The organism is Acinetobacter sp. YH12027 (assembly GCF_013420085.1).
Classification (GTDB): Bacteria; Pseudomonadota; Gammaproteobacteria; order Pseudomonadales; family Moraxellaceae; genus Acinetobacter; species Acinetobacter amyesii.
In genome coordinates this window covers 1-16,636 of the sequence record NZ_VOYW01000034.1, presented here as the reverse complement: position 1 = coordinate 16,636, position 16,636 = coordinate 1, and the positions used below count along the sequence as shown (strand labels likewise).

Annotated in this window: 21 protein-coding genes; 12 read left to right on the top strand and 9 right to left on the bottom strand. The window is 41.7% G+C overall.

The window, feature by feature from the left end:
* The first annotated feature begins 130 nt into the window (after positions 1-130).
* Both FTT94_RS12300 and FTT94_RS12295 read left to right on the top strand, forming a co-directional pair.
* On the top strand, positions 131-1,954 hold the full coding sequence (locus FTT94_RS12300; RefSeq protein WP_180106889.1) for an acyl-CoA dehydrogenase C-terminal domain-containing protein: 1,824 nt from the start codon (positions 131-133) through the stop codon (positions 1,952-1,954).
* 345 nt (positions 1,955-2,299) lie between these two features.
* Entirely contained in the window at positions 2,300-2,590 is a 291-nt protein-coding gene (locus tag FTT94_RS12295) for a hypothetical protein (RefSeq protein WP_257231421.1), read from the top strand.
* Between the two features lie 43 nt (positions 2,591-2,633).
* Here FTT94_RS12295 and FTT94_RS12290 read toward each other — a convergent pair whose 3' ends face one another.
* Together FTT94_RS12290 and hemW are read right to left on the bottom strand one after the other, a co-directional pair.
* On the bottom strand, positions 2,634-3,041 hold the full coding sequence (locus tag FTT94_RS12290; protein WP_180170876.1) for a hypothetical protein: 408 nt from the start codon (positions 3,039-3,041) through the stop codon (positions 2,634-2,636).
* Between the two features lie 133 nt (positions 3,042-3,174).
* Positions 3,175-4,329 (bottom strand): radical SAM family heme chaperone HemW, encoded by a 1,155-nt coding sequence (gene hemW, locus FTT94_RS12285; RefSeq protein ID WP_180170875.1) that lies wholly within the window; start codon positions 4,327-4,329, stop codon positions 3,175-3,177.
* A 124-nt stretch (positions 4,330-4,453) separates the two neighbouring features.
* Between hemW and FTT94_RS12280 the strand changes: the two genes are divergently transcribed.
* The 3 genes from FTT94_RS12280 (at position 4,454) to FTT94_RS12270 (ending at position 6,868) form a co-directional block, all read left to right on the top strand.
* Positions 4,454-4,912 carry a DMT family transporter gene (locus tag FTT94_RS12280; protein WP_180170874.1) on the top strand — a complete coding sequence of 153 codons (459 nt, stop codon included), beginning with the start codon at positions 4,454-4,456 and terminating at the stop codon, positions 4,910-4,912.
* A gap of 41 nt (positions 4,913-4,953) precedes the next feature.
* Positions 4,954-6,312: an MATE family efflux transporter gene (locus FTT94_RS12275; RefSeq protein ID WP_373685866.1), complete on the top strand. Its 1,359-nt coding sequence runs from the start codon at positions 4,954-4,956 to the stop codon at positions 6,310-6,312.
* 124 nt (positions 6,313-6,436) lie between these two features.
* Positions 6,437-6,868, top strand: a complete 432-nt coding sequence (locus FTT94_RS12270; RefSeq protein WP_180170873.1) for a hypothetical protein — start codon at positions 6,437-6,439, stop codon at positions 6,866-6,868.
* On the opposite strand, the gene FTT94_RS12265 is transcribed toward FTT94_RS12270, so the two are convergent.
* A complete protein-coding gene (locus FTT94_RS12265) occupies positions 6,865-7,077 on the bottom strand; it encodes a DUF1737 domain-containing protein (protein WP_078189319.1) in 213 nt (70 codons plus the stop codon). The genes FTT94_RS12270 and FTT94_RS12265 overlap by 4 nt on opposite strands.
* A gap of 201 nt (positions 7,078-7,278) precedes the next feature.
* Here FTT94_RS12265 and FTT94_RS12260 point away from each other — a divergent pair, with 201 nt between their 5' ends.
* On the top strand, positions 7,279-8,577 hold the full coding sequence (locus FTT94_RS12260; protein WP_180170872.1) for an AarF/ABC1/UbiB kinase family protein: 1,299 nt from the start codon (positions 7,279-7,281) through the stop codon (positions 8,575-8,577).
* A 107-nt stretch (positions 8,578-8,684) separates the two neighbouring features.
* Positions 8,685-8,939 carry a type B 50S ribosomal protein L31 gene (locus FTT94_RS12255; RefSeq protein WP_180170871.1) on the top strand — a complete coding sequence of 85 codons (255 nt, stop codon included), beginning with the start codon at positions 8,685-8,687 and terminating at the stop codon, positions 8,937-8,939.
* A 120-nt stretch (positions 8,940-9,059) separates the two neighbouring features.
* Here FTT94_RS12255 and crcB read toward each other — a convergent pair whose 3' ends face one another.
* Positions 9,060-9,443 (bottom strand): fluoride efflux transporter CrcB, encoded by a 384-nt coding sequence (gene crcB, locus FTT94_RS12250; RefSeq protein WP_180010497.1) that lies wholly within the window; start codon positions 9,441-9,443, stop codon positions 9,060-9,062.
* Positions 9,444-9,611: 168 nt separating this feature from the next.
* Here crcB and FTT94_RS12245 point away from each other — a divergent pair, with 168 nt between their 5' ends.
* Entirely contained in the window at positions 9,612-9,944 is a 333-nt protein-coding gene (locus FTT94_RS12245; protein WP_078189323.1) for a HopJ type III effector protein, read from the top strand.
* Positions 9,945-10,033: 89 nt separating this feature from the next.
* Here FTT94_RS12245 and FTT94_RS12240 read toward each other — a convergent pair whose 3' ends face one another.
* On the bottom strand, positions 10,034-10,459 hold the full coding sequence (locus FTT94_RS12240; RefSeq protein WP_257223592.1) for a protease inhibitor I42 family protein: 426 nt from the start codon (positions 10,457-10,459) through the stop codon (positions 10,034-10,036).
* A gap of 73 nt (positions 10,460-10,532) precedes the next feature.
* Positions 10,533-11,093: a hypothetical protein gene (locus tag FTT94_RS12235; protein WP_078189325.1), complete on the bottom strand. Its 561-nt coding sequence runs from the start codon at positions 11,091-11,093 to the stop codon at positions 10,533-10,535.
* A 304-nt stretch (positions 11,094-11,397) separates the two neighbouring features.
* Here FTT94_RS12235 and FTT94_RS12230 point away from each other — a divergent pair, with 304 nt between their 5' ends.
* Complete coding sequence (locus tag FTT94_RS12230; protein WP_168378146.1) at positions 11,398-12,024, top strand: class I SAM-dependent methyltransferase; 627 nt, start codon at positions 11,398-11,400, stop codon at positions 12,022-12,024.
* 47 nt (positions 12,025-12,071) lie between these two features.
* Here the strand turns inward: FTT94_RS12230 and FTT94_RS12225 are convergent, their stop codons facing one another.
* Positions 12,072-12,665, bottom strand: a complete 594-nt coding sequence (locus tag FTT94_RS12225; RefSeq protein ID WP_180170870.1) for a hypothetical protein — start codon at positions 12,663-12,665, stop codon at positions 12,072-12,074.
* A 55-nt stretch (positions 12,666-12,720) separates the two neighbouring features.
* A complete protein-coding gene (locus FTT94_RS12220) occupies positions 12,721-13,191 on the bottom strand; it encodes a Holliday junction resolvase-like protein (RefSeq protein ID WP_078192492.1) in 471 nt (156 codons plus the stop codon).
* A gap of 132 nt (positions 13,192-13,323) precedes the next feature.
* Here FTT94_RS12220 and FTT94_RS12215 point away from each other — a divergent pair, with 132 nt between their 5' ends.
* The 3 genes from FTT94_RS12215 (at position 13,324) to sodC (ending at position 15,905) form a co-directional block, all read left to right on the top strand.
* Positions 13,324-13,968, top strand: a complete 645-nt coding sequence (locus FTT94_RS12215) for a ParA family protein (protein ID WP_078192493.1) — start codon at positions 13,324-13,326, stop codon at positions 13,966-13,968.
* A gap of 150 nt (positions 13,969-14,118) precedes the next feature.
* On the top strand, positions 14,119-15,240 hold the full coding sequence (locus tag FTT94_RS12210; RefSeq protein ID WP_180003496.1) for an AI-2E family transporter: 1,122 nt from the start codon (positions 14,119-14,121) through the stop codon (positions 15,238-15,240).
* Between the two features lie 116 nt (positions 15,241-15,356).
* Positions 15,357-15,905, top strand: a complete 549-nt coding sequence (gene sodC, locus FTT94_RS12205; RefSeq protein WP_180010495.1) for a superoxide dismutase family protein — start codon at positions 15,357-15,359, stop codon at positions 15,903-15,905.
* A gap of 71 nt (positions 15,906-15,976) precedes the next feature.
* On the opposite strand, the gene FTT94_RS12200 is transcribed toward sodC, so the two are convergent.
* Positions 15,977-16,636 (bottom strand): RNA-guided endonuclease TnpB family protein (locus tag FTT94_RS12200; RefSeq protein WP_180170869.1); only part of this gene is annotated, 660 nt, incomplete at its 5' end.

Sequence of the window (16,636 nt, the reverse complement as noted above, 5' to 3'; positions counted from 1 at the left end):
TTAAATATTACAATTCGCCTTTCTGACATTTTTTAAGGGCGTATTCATCAATGTTTTTTAGATGAAATTATGAATAATCAAATCATCAATACAGATAATCCAAAAAAATTTAGATATTAGGATTAAGATTATGCCTGCATATAAAGCGCCTTTACACGATATTCGTTTCTTAATGAATGAAGTGCTCGATTACCCAGCACACTACAAAACTTTGTCTAATGGTGAAGCTGCTGATGCAGATACTGTCGACATGATTTTAGAAGGTGCAGCGGATTTTTGTGAAAACATCCTTTCACCTTTAAACCAAACGGGTGATGAAGAAGGCTGTCATTTTGAAAATGGTGATGTGAAAACACCAAAAGGGTTTAAAGAAGCCTATGACCAATTTGTACAGGGTGGCTGGCAAGGTCTGTCTTTCCCTGAAGAATTCGGCGGTCAAAACTTGCCACAGTCGTTGAATCTCATCAAATCTGAAATGATGGGTACAGCGAACTGGTCATTCCAAATGTATCCAGGTCTCAGCGTAGGTTGTATCAACACCATTCTTCAATTTGGTTCAGAAGAACAGAAAAACCAATATTTACCGAACCTTGTTGCTGGAACTTGGTCAGGCACCATGTGCTTAACTGAACCTCAATGCGGTACCGACTTAGGTCAGGTAAAAACCAAAGCGGAACCTCAAGCTGACGGTAGCTATTCAATTTCTGGTACAAAAATCTTCATCTCTGCGGGTGAGCATGATTTAACAGATAACATCGTGCATATCGTACTTGCTCGTCTTCCAGATGCTCCTGCAGGTACTAAAGGGATTTCATTGTTCATCGTTCCAAAATTCCTTGTGAAAGCAGACGGTTCAGTGGGCGAACGCAACCCAGTGACTTGTGGTTCGATTGAACACAAAATGGGGATCCGTGCTTCGGCAACAGCTGTGCTGAACTTTGACAATGCTATTGGTTACTTGATCGGTGAAAAACACAAAGGCCTACATGCAATGTTCACCTTCATGAACACTGCACGTATTGGTACAGCAATTCAAGGTATTGCACATGCTGAATTGGCATTCCAAGGCGCACTTCCATACGCGAAAGAACGTATGTCTATGCGTGCACTTTCAGGTAAAAAAGATCCTGAAAAAGTAGCCGATGCGATTATTCACCATGCAGACGTACGTCGTATGCTTTTAACTCAAAAAGCGATCGCTGAAGGCGGCCGTTCAATGATTTACTATGCAGCTCAAATTGCGGACAAAATGACTGATGCTTTAACCCGCGGTGATACAGCAGCGTTTGAAGCACATGATGACCACTTAGGCTTCTACACACCGATTCTCAAAGGTTTCTTAACCGAAATGGGTTATGAAGCTGCAAACCATGGTATGCAAGTATACGGTGGTCATGGTTATATTAAAGAATGGGGCATGGAACAAATTGTTCGTGACTCACGTATCTCTACTCTCTACGAAGGCACAACCGGTGTTCAAGCACTAGACTTGATTGGTCGTAAAGTTCTGCTGACCTCTAAAGGTAAAGTGATTCGTGACTACACAGCTGAAATCTTGAAGTTCTGTGGTCAACATGCACGTAACAAATACATGCGTCGTTTTGCGTGGGACTTAACGAAGCTTTGCGCACAATGGAATGCATTAACGGTTCGTATCATGCTTGCAGCACGTAAAGACCGTGACATCGTATCTTCTGCATCTGTAGATTTCTTGATGTTCTCTGGCTACGTGATGATGGCTTACTTCTGGGCACAACAAGCTGCCGTAGCTTCTGAAAAATTAGCAGAAGGCAATGGTGCAGAAGTTCCTGAGTTCTATAAAGCAAAAATCAAAGTGGCTGACTTCTACTTTGAACGTCTATTACCACGCTCACAAGGTCACGCTGAAGCAATGGTTAACCCATCGAAGACCATGACTTCTTTGGCTCCTGAACACTTTAGCTTTGACTACTAAGCTTTAAACCGAGTTAAATGACTCTATAAAAAGACCGCTTCGGCGGTCTTTTTATTGTCTTCTCTTTTAATTTTGATCTATAGGAATTACGAGTAGTATTCTTAATTTCTTCATGAGGTAATAACAATGTATAAAGATGAACTTTATATGGAGAAATATTGTTGTATTTTTCAACAAAAATAAAATACCTTATCGCCAAAACATAATTTTATTTAATAAATATTAAATACTTAAAGTAAATTTAACTCCATAATTTTAGCTTTACATTTGTATCTCATACAACTTCATAGCTTCTCCCTATGATGACTTCAATGATTCATAGAGAGCGTAACCATGAGAAAATTGATGTCTTCATTGATGATTGGTCTGATTGCAACAACTGCGACAATGTCTGCAATGGCAGCGCCTGCATTCGATCATAAAAATCCACCACCTGCTCCATACTTTGATAAAAAACCTGTACCGCCTAAAGCAATACATCACAAATCTGCTGGGCCGCAAATGGTGAAAAAAGAGCATCAACAAGCTCATGCAAAATTTGCCAAACAAAATCATAAGGCAGTAGCTTTTAAAGGCAATCAACACAAACCTGTTTCGCAGCATAAATTACCGCCAATGCCACCGAAACATCGTTAAGCTAAATTAAAAAAAGACCGCTCATGCGGTCTTTTTTTAATATTTACTTTGCTTTATCAGCAATAAATTCTTTAATCTCTATGGGTTTATCTTTTACCAACTCAACTGTGCCTTCATTCACACCATTAAAGTTCTTAAAGTGAATTGAAACACCTTGGTCGTTGGCAAGTCGTACACCACTTCCTGAAACTGCTCGTTTCAATTCATACACACGATCAGAATTATCAGTCAATTGTGCGGTTTCAAAATTATCTTTGGTTTTTAACTCAAGGCTTAGATCTTGTGGCCCTGTAAAGTGAATCACTTGCTCATCTTGAGCTACTGCAACATCGTTTGTTTGTGCAGTTGCGGTCGTTGCCTCTGTTGCAACATTTTGTTCTGATGGTGCTTTTTTATCGGTGCAACCCACCAAAGCTATAGCTAATAACGTCGCAGTTAAAATATATTTCATTTTCTGAAGTTCCTTTATGCCATGTAAATTCAATTATCAACTGAATAATTTCATACACATTCTGCAAATTACATTCGAAATATGAAAAATTACTTGTCGCTCAAATTTTAAAACAAGTTTGACATAGCTTTCGTTACAGGAATTCTTCCAATACTGAATTTAAAAAGATATGTCCCTGCTCGGTACAAGACAAAAGTGTTGGATCACTGACCATCAATTTACGTTCACGTAATGAGTTCAATAACTCGGCAATCGGCTCTAAACTTTCCCCTGTACGCTCGCTATATAGCTTGGCTTCCACCCCATGATTTAAACGAAGTGCATTCATCATAAATTCAAAAGGCATGTCGGCTGCTTCGATGCGCTTAAACTGAAGATGTTCAGCAGGTACTTTGGCTAAATAGTCTTTCGGCAATCGGGTTTTTTGGAAACGATACACCCCGTCTGGCATGGTCACTTTACCATGTGCGCCTGCGCCAATCGCCAAATAATCGCCAAACTGCCAATAATTTAAATTATGTGCCGACGGCTTTTCTTTACGCCATGCCGATACTTCATAATTGATAAAGCCTTGCGCTGTTAAATAGGCTTCGCCCTGTTCTTGAATATCTTCAAGCACATCATCGACAGGTAAAATTGGTTTTGTGCGGAAAAAAACTGTATTGGGTTCAATGGTCAATTGATACCACGACACATGGGTTGCCCCATTTTCCACAGCCAATTTCAAATCCAAAAGCGCTTGCTCAATGGTTTGTTCAGGCAGGCCATGCATCAAGTCGACATTTATCCGTTCAAAACCTGCCTCTTTTGCATGCTGAATGGCAGAAATCGCATCATCATTCGAATGAATCCGCCCCAGCTTTTTCAGCTGGTCGGTATTAAAACTTTGCACACCGATAGATAGACGATTAATCCCTGCATCTAAATAACCGGCAAAAGGATCGTGCTCAACCGTACCGGGATTGGCCTCTAAGGTAATTTCACAGCCCGCTTCAAATGGCACTAACGCTTTGAGTTGAGCAAATAACCATTGATAGCCTTTGGATGAAATGAGCGATGGTGTACCCCCACCAATAAATACACTATGAATCAAGCGACCCTGAGTAAAATCGACTTGCGTTTTAAAGTCTTCAACCAACGCCTGTAAATATTCTTGTTCTAAGTCTAAAGACAATTCACCATTCGGCACCGCATGCGAATTAAAATCACAGTATGGACATTTGCGCACACACCACGGCATGTGAATGTATAAAGATAACGGAACAACTGCAGGATTTAATTCAGCCAAGGAAAATGCTCAAAAGGAACAAAAGAAGTAAGCGCATTTTAACATGACTGCATCAGAGCGCTTATGAAATCTCATCCACAATACAGTAGACTAATAAATTTAAGAAGAATTAGATGATTAGAAGATGAAAATAAGCAGCCATTTATTGTACTTACTGCCGCTCGCGATGGGTGTTGGTATCGCTATGACCATTCAAACAGCGATCAACAGCCAATTGCGTGAATATTTATATTCACCGCTGCAAGCTGCCCTTTTTTCTTTTTTGATTGGTACAATAGTCCTCGCCTTTATGGTGTTTTTTCAATCGGCCGAAAAACCGGACTTTGCAAGTTTTGCTCAAATCCCTTGGTATTTATGGCTGGGGGGATGTTTGGGTGTTTATGCCATCAGTATCAGTATTTATACCGCACCGAAACTGGGTTTTTTATCCCTCTCCGGTCTGATTATTTTTGGACAGATCTTAATGTCGATGGTATTTGACCAGTTTGGCTTGCTCGGCACTGAAAAAACCCCGATTAACTGGCAACGCTTATTGGGTGGCGTGGTGATTTTTATTGGTGTGCTTCTCACTTTCCAACGCTAAGACCTCATTCCTAAGCACCTCACAAGAAATGAGTACATTCTGTGTCTACTGTCACGGCTGTAACAAGCAGCAAGTATGAATTAAAACAACTGTTTCATTTAATGATCCCGATATTGATCACGCAGTTTGCGCAAGCGGGATTTGGTCTCATTGATACCATCATGGCTGGACACATGTCCGCCAATGACCTTGCAGCCATTGCGGTCGGGGTCGGTTTATGGATACCGGTCATGCTGCTGTTCAGCGGCATTATGATTGCAACCACCCCATTAGTGGCAGAAGCCAATGGTGCTCGCACGCCTGAAAAAATTGCCACCATCGCCCGTCAGTCTTTGTGGGTCGCATTATTTTTAGGGATCATTGCCGCATTAGTCTTACAAGCTATGCCGCTGCTTTTACCGTTATTGGGTGTCCCTGAAGTATTACTTCCGAAGGCGAGCTTATTCTTACACGCCATTAGTTTAGGTATGCCTGCTGTCACCATGTACGCAGCTTTACGTGGTTACTCAGAAGCATTGGGGCATCCACGTCCAGTCACTGTGCTGAGTCTATTGGCCTTATTGGTGTTAATTCCACTGAACTTTATTTTTATGTATGGTTTAGGCCCAGTCCCTGAACTGGGTTCTGCTGGATGTGGATTTGCCACCGCGATTTTGCAATGGTTAATGTTCTTTGCTTTGGCGATGTACGTTTTCAAAGGATCGGCCTATCAAAAAACCCAACCTTTCGCTGCTTTTGAAAAAATGAACAGTGAATGGATCAAACGTATTTTAAAACTCGGCTTTCCTATTGGCTTAGCCATTTTCTTTGAAGTCAGTATTTTTAGTACAGCCGCTATTGTGTTGAGTCCCTTAGGCGAAGTTACCATTGCAGCGCATCAAGTCGCCATTTCGATTACCTCGCAATTGTTTATGATTCCCATGTCACTGGCGATTGCGCTGACCATTCGGGTCGGTACCTATTATGGGGAGAAGAACTGGCTAGCGATGCGAAAAGTCCAGAAAGTCGGTATGTTGACAGGGACGGTATTTGCCCTAATTACCATGCTGCTGCTTTGGCTTTTACGTAATGAAATTGTGTCACTCTATACCAATGACTATGATGTGACTCAGCTTGCCGTGTACTTGGTCTTGTTCGCTATTGCCTATCAGTTGATGGATGCATGGCAAGTCAGTGCCGCAGGGTGTTTACGCGGTATGCAAGACACTAAAGGGCCGATGTGGATCACCATGATCGCGTATTGGATCATTGCCTTCCCTGTCGGGATCTATCTTGCACGCTTTACCACGACTGGTGCTGCAGGCGTTTGGATTGGCCTGATTGTGGGCCTGACTGTCGCATGTATACTGCTACTTACACGTTTATTTATGATGAATAAACGTTTAGCACATGCGGGATAAGCCCTTAAAAATCATCTAAAAAGTTACTTAAAAAAGACGGCTAGGCTATGCAGAAGACTAATGCAAATTAACACCCTGCATAGCAATGCCATAAATAAAAAGCACGAAGAAGAGGAAAATAAACATGTCCCATGTATTTCGCTCGATCAGTCTCTGTCTGAGCTTAGGCTTTTCCATGTCACTACAAGCTGAACAAACGATCAACCGACATGAATTTCCTTTATATCACGCACCCATCAAAGTCCAATCACAACCCGAATTTGATTACATCAATCAAGCACTTTGGACAGCCTTTCGCTTTTATCATGAACAACAGGCGGACTCATATACCGCACGTTTAAAATTAAGTTGTCAGCAGTCTGGTATGGCGTATACCTATCAAGACTTCATCAAGGCCAATCAAAAGTTTGCCTCTGCGGATAATCAGGATTTTATCGTGACGCAAAACCTCATCACATTGAATGAAAATTTACACCATAACCAATGCAGTAAATATCTCGGTCCACATTTAGAACTGGAAAAAACTGAATCTAGCGAAGCAGCAAAAACCAACTAATTAAGCGCCTCGATGGCATTTTTTAAACCTTGTGGCACTTGGCTGTCGTCCTCTACGTCTTTCACGATCGCCTGCCCGACAATCACATCTGTCCCATTAAAACTCATGGTCGGTGATCCATACAATTCATAGCCTTCATTTAAAGCTTTGGTCACACGGGCACAGAAATTGACATCATCTTTACCGGTTAAATAGCGATACACTTTCATCGTTCAGTTCTCTTCTAGCGACGCGATATTTTAAACCATTCAGCGCGTGGCTTAAATTTGCCTGAATTATTTTCAGTATTTACATTTTTGCCCATCATTTTATCAATGGAAATAAAGTCTTAACAATTTAAAGTAGGCAGTTTGTGTTTTGTCGCCTATGATCGGTATTAGATAATAAATGATGATCTTGAGGAACATCACATGGCAAAAACGGCTAGCACACCGGGTCGTCGCTTTATGAAACTTGCCAGTATGACGGCAAGCATTGCTACTAAAACCGTTTCCAATTCCATCCGCAATATCACTGCCGATGAAGAACAGAAAAGTGCATCTCGCAGTAAACTTTTTCAGGACATCGGTCTGCAAATTGCAGACACTTTGGGTGAAATGAAAGGTGCGGTGATGAAAGTCGGACAAATTGCCTCGCAGTACAAAGACATTTTTCCACCTGAAGTCGCAAAAGCGATCAGTAAATTACAACGCCAAGCGCCAGCCATGCCTTTTGCTGAAATTAAGGCCCAAGTAGAACAAGAACTCGGCAAACCCCTCGCGCAAATTTTTAAAAGTTTTGAAGAACAACCTTTTGCCGCTGCATCCATTGGGCAGGTGCATAAAGCCGTGTTACCTAATGGTCAGCAGGTGGTGGTGAAAGTGCAATATCCGGGTGTCGAAGAAGCCTGTGAAAGTGACTTAAAACAAGTTCGCCTTGCACTTCGTCTGATGGGCGTATTAAAAATTGATCGGAAGTTACAAGACAAGCTATTTCGTGAAATTCAGGACAGTTTAGACAACGAACTGAACTATGAAATTGAAGCGCAAAACTTAGATGTGGCCCGTGCGTTTCATAGTGCGCTGGATGACAAAATCATCATTCCACAGGTCTATAAAGATTATTCTTCACGTCATATTTTGACTCTAAGTCTAGAGCTTGGCGACAGTATAGAAACTGCCAGCACATGGTCACAAGAAACCCGAAATGCCTTGGGAAGACGGTTATTCCGTGCCATAGGCCGTGAAATTTTCTTCCTTAAACGTTTCCACTGTGACCCGCATCCGGGCAACTTCGCCTTTCGTCAAGATGGTTCAGTCATCGTATATGACTACGGTGGTGTGAAAACCCTGTCTCCTGAAATCGTGTCGCACTTTAAGCAATTGATTAATGCTGCACGCAAGCACGATATTCCACTGATGGAACAGCAACTCGATGCCCTACATTCCCTCAATGAACTCGGTAAATTCCCTGTGGACTTGTATGAGCAATGGCTTGAAGTACTGATGCGTCCGCTGACCACACAATACGACTTTGCTGAAAATTCAGCGCACCATGACGGGGTAGAATTAATTAAGCCATCTCTTAAATACTGGGATGTGTTTAAACCGTCGCCAGACACCCTGATGGTGAACCGGACTGTTTCAGGGCATTATTGGAATTTGATTCATTTGAAAGTGAATGACAATCTCAATGATCTTTTTGATGAGTTGGTCCCACCTAGCGCTTAAGGGAGCGTAAAGCGCTGATGATTGCCCGATGAATTTCGGGCAATATTTGCATTTTTAATTGTTATGTTATAACATTTCTTTAATCAATAAATTTAAGGAACAGAAGAATGCGTGCCAACATCCATCCCGAATACCGTGAAGTGCTCTTTCATGACACCAATGCCAATGCCTTTTTTGTGATTGGCAGTACCTTAAGCACCAATCAAACCAAAGAGTTTGAAGGCAAGACCTATCCATATGTGACGCTCGATATCTCAAGCGCATCACATCCTTTTTATACAGGTGAACAACGTCAAGTAAATAATGAAGGACGTATTGCGAACTTTAATAAACGCTTTGCGCGTTTCAAACGCTTACAATAAGTTCAGTTTAGATTAAGTTTTTTCTTTTAAAATTAAAACATTAAAGAAGTTCAGGGTTCCCCTCCTCCAGCCTGAGCTTCTTTTTTTATGTCTGAAATTTTGTGGTTTTCAAGCGTTGTTTTAAACATCTATTTTTAAAATCGACTGAAATAGGTAAAATCCCAGCCCCAATACGATGACACCAATTACCACACTAGAAATAGCATAACTGAATGCTAGCCCACTTTGCCCTTGTCTAAGCAGTTGAAAGGTTTCTAAGCCGAAGCTGGAAAAGGTGGTAAAGCCACCTAATATCCCAACCATAAGCAATAAGCGTGCTTCATTTTGTAGAACGGGATATTTTTGGCTAAATGCAAACAACACACCTGCACAAAAGCAACCTAAAATATTCACCCACCATGTTGCCCAAGGAAAGAGTACTGTTGGCTTGGCCAATAACAGTCCTGCTGCATAGCGAAGTGTTGCCCCAATTGCGCCGCCACATGCGACCAAAAGCCAGTTCATAGTTGTCCTACTTCAACATCATTGGTATCTACAATTTAGGCAACAGTCTGCCTAAGGTCGTCCTTCAATATACACGCATTTAATTTACGCAAATAGTGTTAAATGTTTGGGCCAAAGCTTGCTATAGTCTGCAACACTTTGCGGTATTTTTTATTGAAAGAGGACATTATGGCTCAGGAATTATTAGATCAACTTCAAGCAGGGACTGCGAAATTTTCAGATGTGATTGCATTTATTGAAGCGCGTTATAACCATACAGCAACCGCTTTTACCAATGGCAAACAAGCCAATGCAGCAACTGAAAACCAAGGCAGTGCCAAAGTGTTTTCTTTTGCCCAATTGAATGGTCTAAACCAAGCTGAAACATTAAGTCTTTTTGCTGAACACTATGCTGCTGTATTGGCAACACCAGACGCAACTGACCACCAAAACATTCGCCAATTTATGCAAAATGGTTGGGAAGGTATTCAATTTGACGGTCAAGCGCTCAGCGCGAAATAATGCTTAGGCAGACGTTCTAAATCTGTTCGTCTGCAATAAAAAAAGCCAGTACAAATACTGGCTTTTTTATCGTTCATCATCGGTTCAAATCAAGACACTCGAACTCTACAAGTCCATTCAGCCATCGCGGTTTTTTCCCAAGCCCGTGCATGCTTCAAATGTAGTAATTCTTCACCCGCAGTCGTTGCGGTAAAACGATAAGTTTTTTGACCGCCTGCGCCTAGTACTGGTGTCGTATCCGCAGCAGCTTGTTGTTGAGCTGACTGAAACACTTCTTCAACTTTAAAAAGTTTCGGTTGCTCAGCCAAAGACCATACATACCCAGTACTTGGATTTTCGTTTAACAGCACTTCCAAAGTCTGTCCACGATCCATCTCAAGCAAGGTCGGACAACTTTGCTGTTCAGTAAATACATGGGTTTTCCCATCTACAGTTGAACTCATACTGGTACATCCACCAAGCGCCAAACTACTCGCCATCATTAGACTCAAAATAAACTTTTTCTTTATCGTCATTTTCATCATCAAATTATTTTACCTTGAATCTAATGCACACCGATTTCAAATACGATCTCGATGCAATCGAAGTTTAGCCTTTAACTTTTTCAATCCACTGAATCGAACTGACACGAAAAACCTCACAAGCCCCATCACCCGTATCTGTTGGGGTCAAAGATGAAGTCCAAACCAAATCTTTGTCTTTCACCTCAACCAAATCCCCTTTTAAACGCACAAGATCACCACGTTTTACTTGAGTAATTTGTTTCGCAATTTGCGGGTTTGCAGGAATGATGTGCATATTCGACACCATCATCATGGCTTGCTTTTGCGGTACAGGAACGCGATCCATTTTCCAATTTAAGAAACGGTCATATTGATTGACTGAAATCGTACGAGCAATTTCTGGCTCTGCAAATAAACCCCAACTGACTGCATAATCGATCGGAGAAAATTTTGCTTGTTCATCTGTTTGATAGGTTTTTGAACCTAAAATTCGGAAATCACCTTTAAATTCTTTCAAGGTGGAAATCGACTGGCCTTTGGCAGCAGGTGCTAAGCCTTTGGCAATATTATAATCTGAAGACGCTTGGACACCGACATTCAATAAAAAGCCTGCAAGCACAGTACTTAATGCAATTCGCTTGATCATCGCGTTATCCTCTTACCCTGTAATACTTCACATTACTCAATTTTAATTCTGCAATTGAGCCGACTTCATCTATACATAATGCCCCAACCTGAACATGAGCTTAAAATCCCGTAGGTTGAGCATGATGAATGTCGTTTTCACTAGTTGTAACTCTATATTACGCACACAGTCTGCATAAACCTTATGAACTTGGTAACAAAATGCTGTTATTCAGTCAATTGGCCCATATCCATGCCCTACCACATGATTTAAAATTAAAAAGACATGAATTACACTTTAAAAAAAGCCAACAACAATACTCGCTATGATTTATAAATTTTATCAACAACACATTTTTCCGCATCTTTTAAATCAAGTCATGCAAGTGCCGAGCCTGATGGATAAACGACGCGAACTCCTGTTAGCCGTGTCTGGTGAGGTACTCGAAATTGGCTTTGGTACAGGTTTGAATTTAGCGTTTTATCAAAATGTCGATACGGTTTTTGCCCTTGAGCCCAATCCCGATATTTTTCATTTAGCTGCTGAACGTGTACATGCTGCGCCCTTTGAGGTACAGCATATTTTAGCCGGTGCTGAAAAATTACCCTTTGCAGATGAAAGTCTAGATCATGTCGTGAGTACATGGACCTTATGCAGCATTGCCGATATTGAAACTGCGCTTGAAGAAATCTACCGTGTCCTTAAACCAACAGGGACATTTCATTTGGTTGAGCATGTACAACACAATGAAAATCGGAAAATTAAGCAGTTACAACACCTACTGACGCCCATTCAAAAGAAAGTCGCGGATGGCTGTCATCTGGATCGTCATATGCAAAAGTTGCTTGAAGATGCCCAGTTTGAATGTTTTGAAACGCAGTATTTTGATGCAGAAGGCATTCCAAAAATTGGTCAGCGCATGTTGCTCGCCCGCGCACGGAAGTTGAGTTAAAGCGTCCAAGGCCATGTTTAAGCAAAATCAAATCTAGTTAAAAGTACCTAGTCTTTGATTAATCGAATGGCATTAATTTTTAGGATATGACAGGGCTTTTTATTCAACACATTATAGGTGTTATACGACTTCCCTGTTTTGATGGAATGTACATCCACCCATGCACCCAAAATCTCCACACGATCCCCTGATTTTAAACGCCGAATACGATTTGCGACGTCTTCGGATTGAGCAATCACACTGACATTTTGCAATTCGGAGTTGAGCTGTCCAATTTGTGTCGAGGGTACGTCTTTCGCTTGTACGTTAAAACAGCGGTTCTGCTGCGACCATTCAAGATGATATTTTAAAGACTGGAAATCATTTGCGCCTGAACTCAGTAGCAGATCAATATTGCTAACATAGGCCAAGTCTTGAAAGCCACCCACCACGGTCGGTGCTGCCGGATGTAATGTACGACTACTGGCACTGTAGTAGCGTTTATCCAACAGCAAATATTCACCGGAAAATGCCTGAGTCGCTGTGACCTGAAAATTTTTCAGCACACCAGTCTGCTCTAAATGTGGAATGGCACGAAAATATTCAGACCATATCCACAGCATGAGCGCAAAAACGGCTGCAGTCGCTAAGAGTTTTTCCATGTGGATATTCTGTCCTTATTACTTTTCGACGGTTCTGAGGCTGAGTCACACGAGCTTAAATATGCTCAAAATCAATTCGGATGGTTTCAAAACGCACTCGCCCTTCGGCAATGGCTTGAGCAATCGCTTGTTGCCCTTTGGTCAAACGTGCGCCACCACTTTTAATATCAATCAGCACCACTTCGATGTCTTCAGCGAGTCCATCGCCATCACGAAAGTCGGTATAACCATCAAAAACCACATAATCGATCGGGTCACCGAGAAACTTTGCATCGCTAGGTAAATACTGAAATTCAGGCATGATCGGCGCCATTTGTTCGGCCATTTTGCCTTTTAAAACAGCACGACTGGTATTTACACTGCGTTTTTGTGCATGGGCCAAGGCCTGCTGATGTTCCAATTCTAGTTCTGCAATATATTGCTCGTATTCTGCCTTAATCCTTCCATTGCGACTGCCACTTAAAATTAAGGTGGTCAGTACAATCCCAATACACGCGCCAATGAGCATGGCCATCCAGACAGACATTTAAAATTCCTAATCTTTTTAAGATATTACAGCGAAACCTATAGAAAAAACTTAGACTTTGGTTCTTTGTCATATTCCCCGCATTAAACAATGATATGCTAGGGATGAGCAGAATAAAATCTATTTAGGTCGATGAAAACGATATTAATTGCCAATCAAAAAGGTGGTTGTGGCAAAACCATCACAGCAATCAGTTTAGCCTCTGCACTTGCGCAAAAAGGTTATAAAGTGGCCTTGGCAGATGCTGACAATCAAAAGTCTGCACGTCAATGGCTCAAACAGCGCCCAGAGACTGCCGCCCCGATTCAGAGCCTAGATTGGCGTCATGAAAAGTCGATTGGTGATGTACCAAAAGGGATTGAATATCTAATTATCGATGCACCGGGTGCGTTATCGGGTGAACATGCAGATCAGTTGGTCAGTGAAGCCCATGCCATCATTACCCCGCTACAACCATCTTTCTTTGACATCGACTCGACCCGTCGTTTTTTAAAGCATTTGCAAGAAATTAAACGGATTCGTAAAGGTAAAGTCCAAATCTTATTACTGGCCAATCGTGTTAAACCCAATTCTGCTCATTCCAAAGAAATTCAAGATTTTTTCAATAAAGTTGAACAACAGCCCGTTGCTTGGATTTCTGAACGTACCGCTTATGGTCAACTTGCCATGCAAGGTCTTTCAGTTTTTGACAAAACGCAAAAATTGTACCTCGGTATGCAACAACAATGGCAACCTGTGCTCAATGCCATTATTGAAGACGAAGCCGAGTGGTTTTAACCCATCATTCCACATTTCGCTGATATAAAGGCCAATCTTGCAAGGATCTAGCCTGAAAGATATTCACCATAAGTTAACAAGCTCTCGTTTTCGGGAGCTTTTTTTTCGGTTAAGATTGAACACAACATGATGAAAAAATCAGAGCACGCATTGCCAACGTTCGCACCTACATTACAAAAAGTCTTATTGTTCGGATTATTTTTTATCCTGATTTTTTTGAGCTTTAGCGTACTCAAATACTTTATTGTGCCCGTCGTTTGGGCTGCGATTATTGCTTATATGACATGGCCGCTGTATCAATCAGTACATCGTTTTTGTGGCAATCGTGCAAATCTAAGTGCGGCGCTGATGATCTTACTGGTGGTACTCGTGGTGGGTCTGCCGGTGATTTTTGCAATCTTCTTGTTACAACATGAAGGCCGTAACTTGTATTTTGAATTACAAAAGCAAGTTTTCTCTGGTCATGTCAATGTGCCTGATTTTATTCGCCAACTGCCGTTTATTGGTAAAGAAGTCAGTCGTACCCTGCATGAACTGAACAATGACCCGAACAGTATTATTCAATCGGTACAAATTTGGATTCAGGGGCATTTGAACTACGGTAAAGTTCTGGTCGGCGAAGTCAGTAAAAATATCTTTAAGCTGTGTTTTGCCGTGATGTCTTTATTTTTCTTCTATCGTGATGGTCAAACCATTTTAAGTCAGGTCAGTAAAGCCCTCGAAATGGTGATCGGGCCACGTATTCATCATTATCTTGCCACTATTTCGGATACTACACGTGCCGTAGTGTATGGCATCGGTCTTACCGCCATTGCCCAAGCTTTACTTGCCGGTGTTAGCTATTTTGTCGCCGATGTGCCTAACCCAATGTTATTAACCATCATTACCTTCATGTTGGCACTGATTCCTTTTGGCCCACCGATTTCATATACCGCTGTATCGTTGTGGTTATTTTCACAAGGTCAAACCATTGAAGCCATTGGCGTCATGGCTTGGGGTGTTTGTATCGTGAGTACGGCCGATAACGTGATTCGTCCTTTAGTAATTTCAGGGGCAACGCAGATTCCATTCTTATTAATCATGTTTGGTGTTTTGGGTGGGATCGCCAGTTTCGGTCTTGTCGGTTTATTTATCGGTCCAGTGATCTTGGCGGTACTCTTGGCGATTTGGCGTGAATGGTTGCATGAAACCCAAATTGAACCCGTCATGATGCCCAAAGCAACATTGGCACATAACTTAGACAATATGGATGATAAGCCTGAACAACCTTAATTCAGGCTTGAATTCATTAAACAAATATTACAATCAAATACTTAAATTATCTGTCATCCTGTATCCGCATCTGTTTCAATGGTTGAGACTCCATAAAAACAGACAGGATGCCAAACATGTCTTCACTATTTAAATTCGGCGCGCTTGCTGCGGTCAGTGCCCTGATGTTTACAGGCTGTGCGAGTACCTCGACTTCAACAGGTCTGAATGCAAAAACCGTGACGGTCAATGCCGTGACTGCTCAAGGTATTGGTCAAAGCATCGGTCAAATTAACATGGTTGATAGCCCTGCTGGCTTGGTTATTCATACCAATTTAACCCAGCTTCCTCCGGGTCCACACGGTTTCCATATTCATGAAAAAGGTTCTTGTGCCCCAGCTGAAAAAGATGGAAAAGCGGGTGCTGCTCTTGCTGCAGGTGGTCACTTTAACCCTAAATCTGCACCTCACCACGGTACGCCGCTAACCGGTCACATGGGTGACTTACCGATCCTTCAAGTTCAAACCGATGGCACAGCAAAAGTGAATTTAATTGCACCACGCTTGAAATTGGCGGATGTACAAGGCTTAGCCATCATGGTCCATGCCGGTGGTGATAATTACTCTGACGACCCTAAACCTCTAGGCGGTGGCGGTGACCGTATTGCCTGTGGTGTGATTCAATAATCAACTTTGCATATAGATTTGAACAAGCGGACTTTAAGTCCGCTTTTCTATTGATTGACATCCTCACCCCCTTAAAAGAGGGTGATTCCTACAGCTAGACGCTTATGCCCAAGCGCAAGAATGTTTAGAGCTGAGTTTATATCTCGATCATGAGCTGTACCACAGCTCATGCACTCCCATTCTCTTATTCCAAGATCTGTCCTACCTTTTGGACTACTTGAGGTGATCTCACCGCAGCACGAACAGATTTGGGTCGTATAGGCTTCTTGGACTTCTTCAAACAATACGCCTGCGTTCTCGCATTTATACTTAAGCATTGTTTTTAGTGCAGAAAATCCTGTATCCAAAACAGATTTTGCCATTTTGGTTTTTACTAATTTTTTAGCACTCAAGTCACCTACAATAATCAATGCATTTTCATTCACAAGCTTGGTGCTTGCTTTATGCAAATGATCTTTTCGACTATTTGCAATCTTGGCGTGTAATGCACGAACACGCTTCTTATTCCTGGCTCTCTGAGCAATACCTAATTTCTGCTCATATTTTCGATAGAATTTTGGATTTGAAATTACTGTGCCATCAGAACAGGTGGCAATATCTTTTAAGCCTAGATCAATACCAATCGCTTTGGTTGCTGTCGATTTATCTTGCTTAGGCGATTCAACAACAAGACATACATACCAACGCCCACGGCTATCCTCTACAAATGAACCTGTTTTTAACGTGTATTT

Excerpts from the sequence above, each read along its gene's own strand:
- FTT94_RS12300 (WP_180106889.1), top strand. The coding sequence starts at position 131 with ATGCCTGCATATAAAGCGCCTTTACACGATATTCGTTTCTTAATGAAT.
- FTT94_RS12295 (WP_257231421.1), top strand. The coding sequence starts at position 2,300 with ATGTCTTCATTGATGATTGGTCTGATTGCAACAACTGCGACAATGTCT.
- FTT94_RS12290 (WP_180170876.1), bottom strand. The coding sequence starts at position 3,041 with ATGAAATATATTTTAACTGCGACGTTATTAGCTATAGCTTTGGTGGGT.
- FTT94_RS12280 (WP_180170874.1), top strand. The coding sequence starts at position 4,454 with ATGAAAATAAGCAGCCATTTATTGTACTTACTGCCGCTCGCGATGGGT.
- FTT94_RS12270 (WP_180170873.1), top strand. The coding sequence starts at position 6,437 with ATGTCCCATGTATTTCGCTCGATCAGTCTCTGTCTGAGCTTAGGCTTT.
- FTT94_RS12265 (WP_078189319.1), bottom strand. The coding sequence starts at position 7,077 with ATGAAAGTGTATCGCTATTTAACCGGTAAAGATGATGTCAATTTCTGT.
- FTT94_RS12260 (WP_180170872.1), top strand. The coding sequence starts at position 7,279 with ATGGCAAAAACGGCTAGCACACCGGGTCGTCGCTTTATGAAACTTGCC.
- FTT94_RS12255 (WP_180170871.1), top strand. The coding sequence starts at position 8,685 with ATGCGTGCCAACATCCATCCCGAATACCGTGAAGTGCTCTTTCATGAC.
- crcB (WP_180010497.1), bottom strand. The coding sequence starts at position 9,443 with ATGAACTGGCTTTTGGTCGCATGTGGCGGCGCAATTGGGGCAACACTT.
- FTT94_RS12245 (WP_078189323.1), top strand. The coding sequence starts at position 9,612 with ATGGCTCAGGAATTATTAGATCAACTTCAAGCAGGGACTGCGAAATTT.
- FTT94_RS12240 (WP_257223592.1), bottom strand. The coding sequence starts at position 10,459 with ATGACGATAAAGAAAAAGTTTATTTTGAGTCTAATGATGGCGAGTAGT.
- FTT94_RS12235 (WP_078189325.1), bottom strand. The coding sequence starts at position 11,093 with ATGATCAAGCGAATTGCATTAAGTACTGTGCTTGCAGGCTTTTTATTG.
- FTT94_RS12230 (WP_168378146.1), top strand. The coding sequence starts at position 11,398 with ATGATTTATAAATTTTATCAACAACACATTTTTCCGCATCTTTTAAAT.
- FTT94_RS12225 (WP_180170870.1), bottom strand. The coding sequence starts at position 12,665 with ATGGAAAAACTCTTAGCGACTGCAGCCGTTTTTGCGCTCATGCTGTGG.
- FTT94_RS12220 (WP_078192492.1), bottom strand. The coding sequence starts at position 13,191 with ATGTCTGTCTGGATGGCCATGCTCATTGGCGCGTGTATTGGGATTGTA.
- FTT94_RS12215 (WP_078192493.1), top strand. The coding sequence starts at position 13,324 with ATGAAAACGATATTAATTGCCAATCAAAAAGGTGGTTGTGGCAAAACC.
- sodC (WP_180010495.1), top strand. The coding sequence starts at position 15,357 with ATGTCTTCACTATTTAAATTCGGCGCGCTTGCTGCGGTCAGTGCCCTG.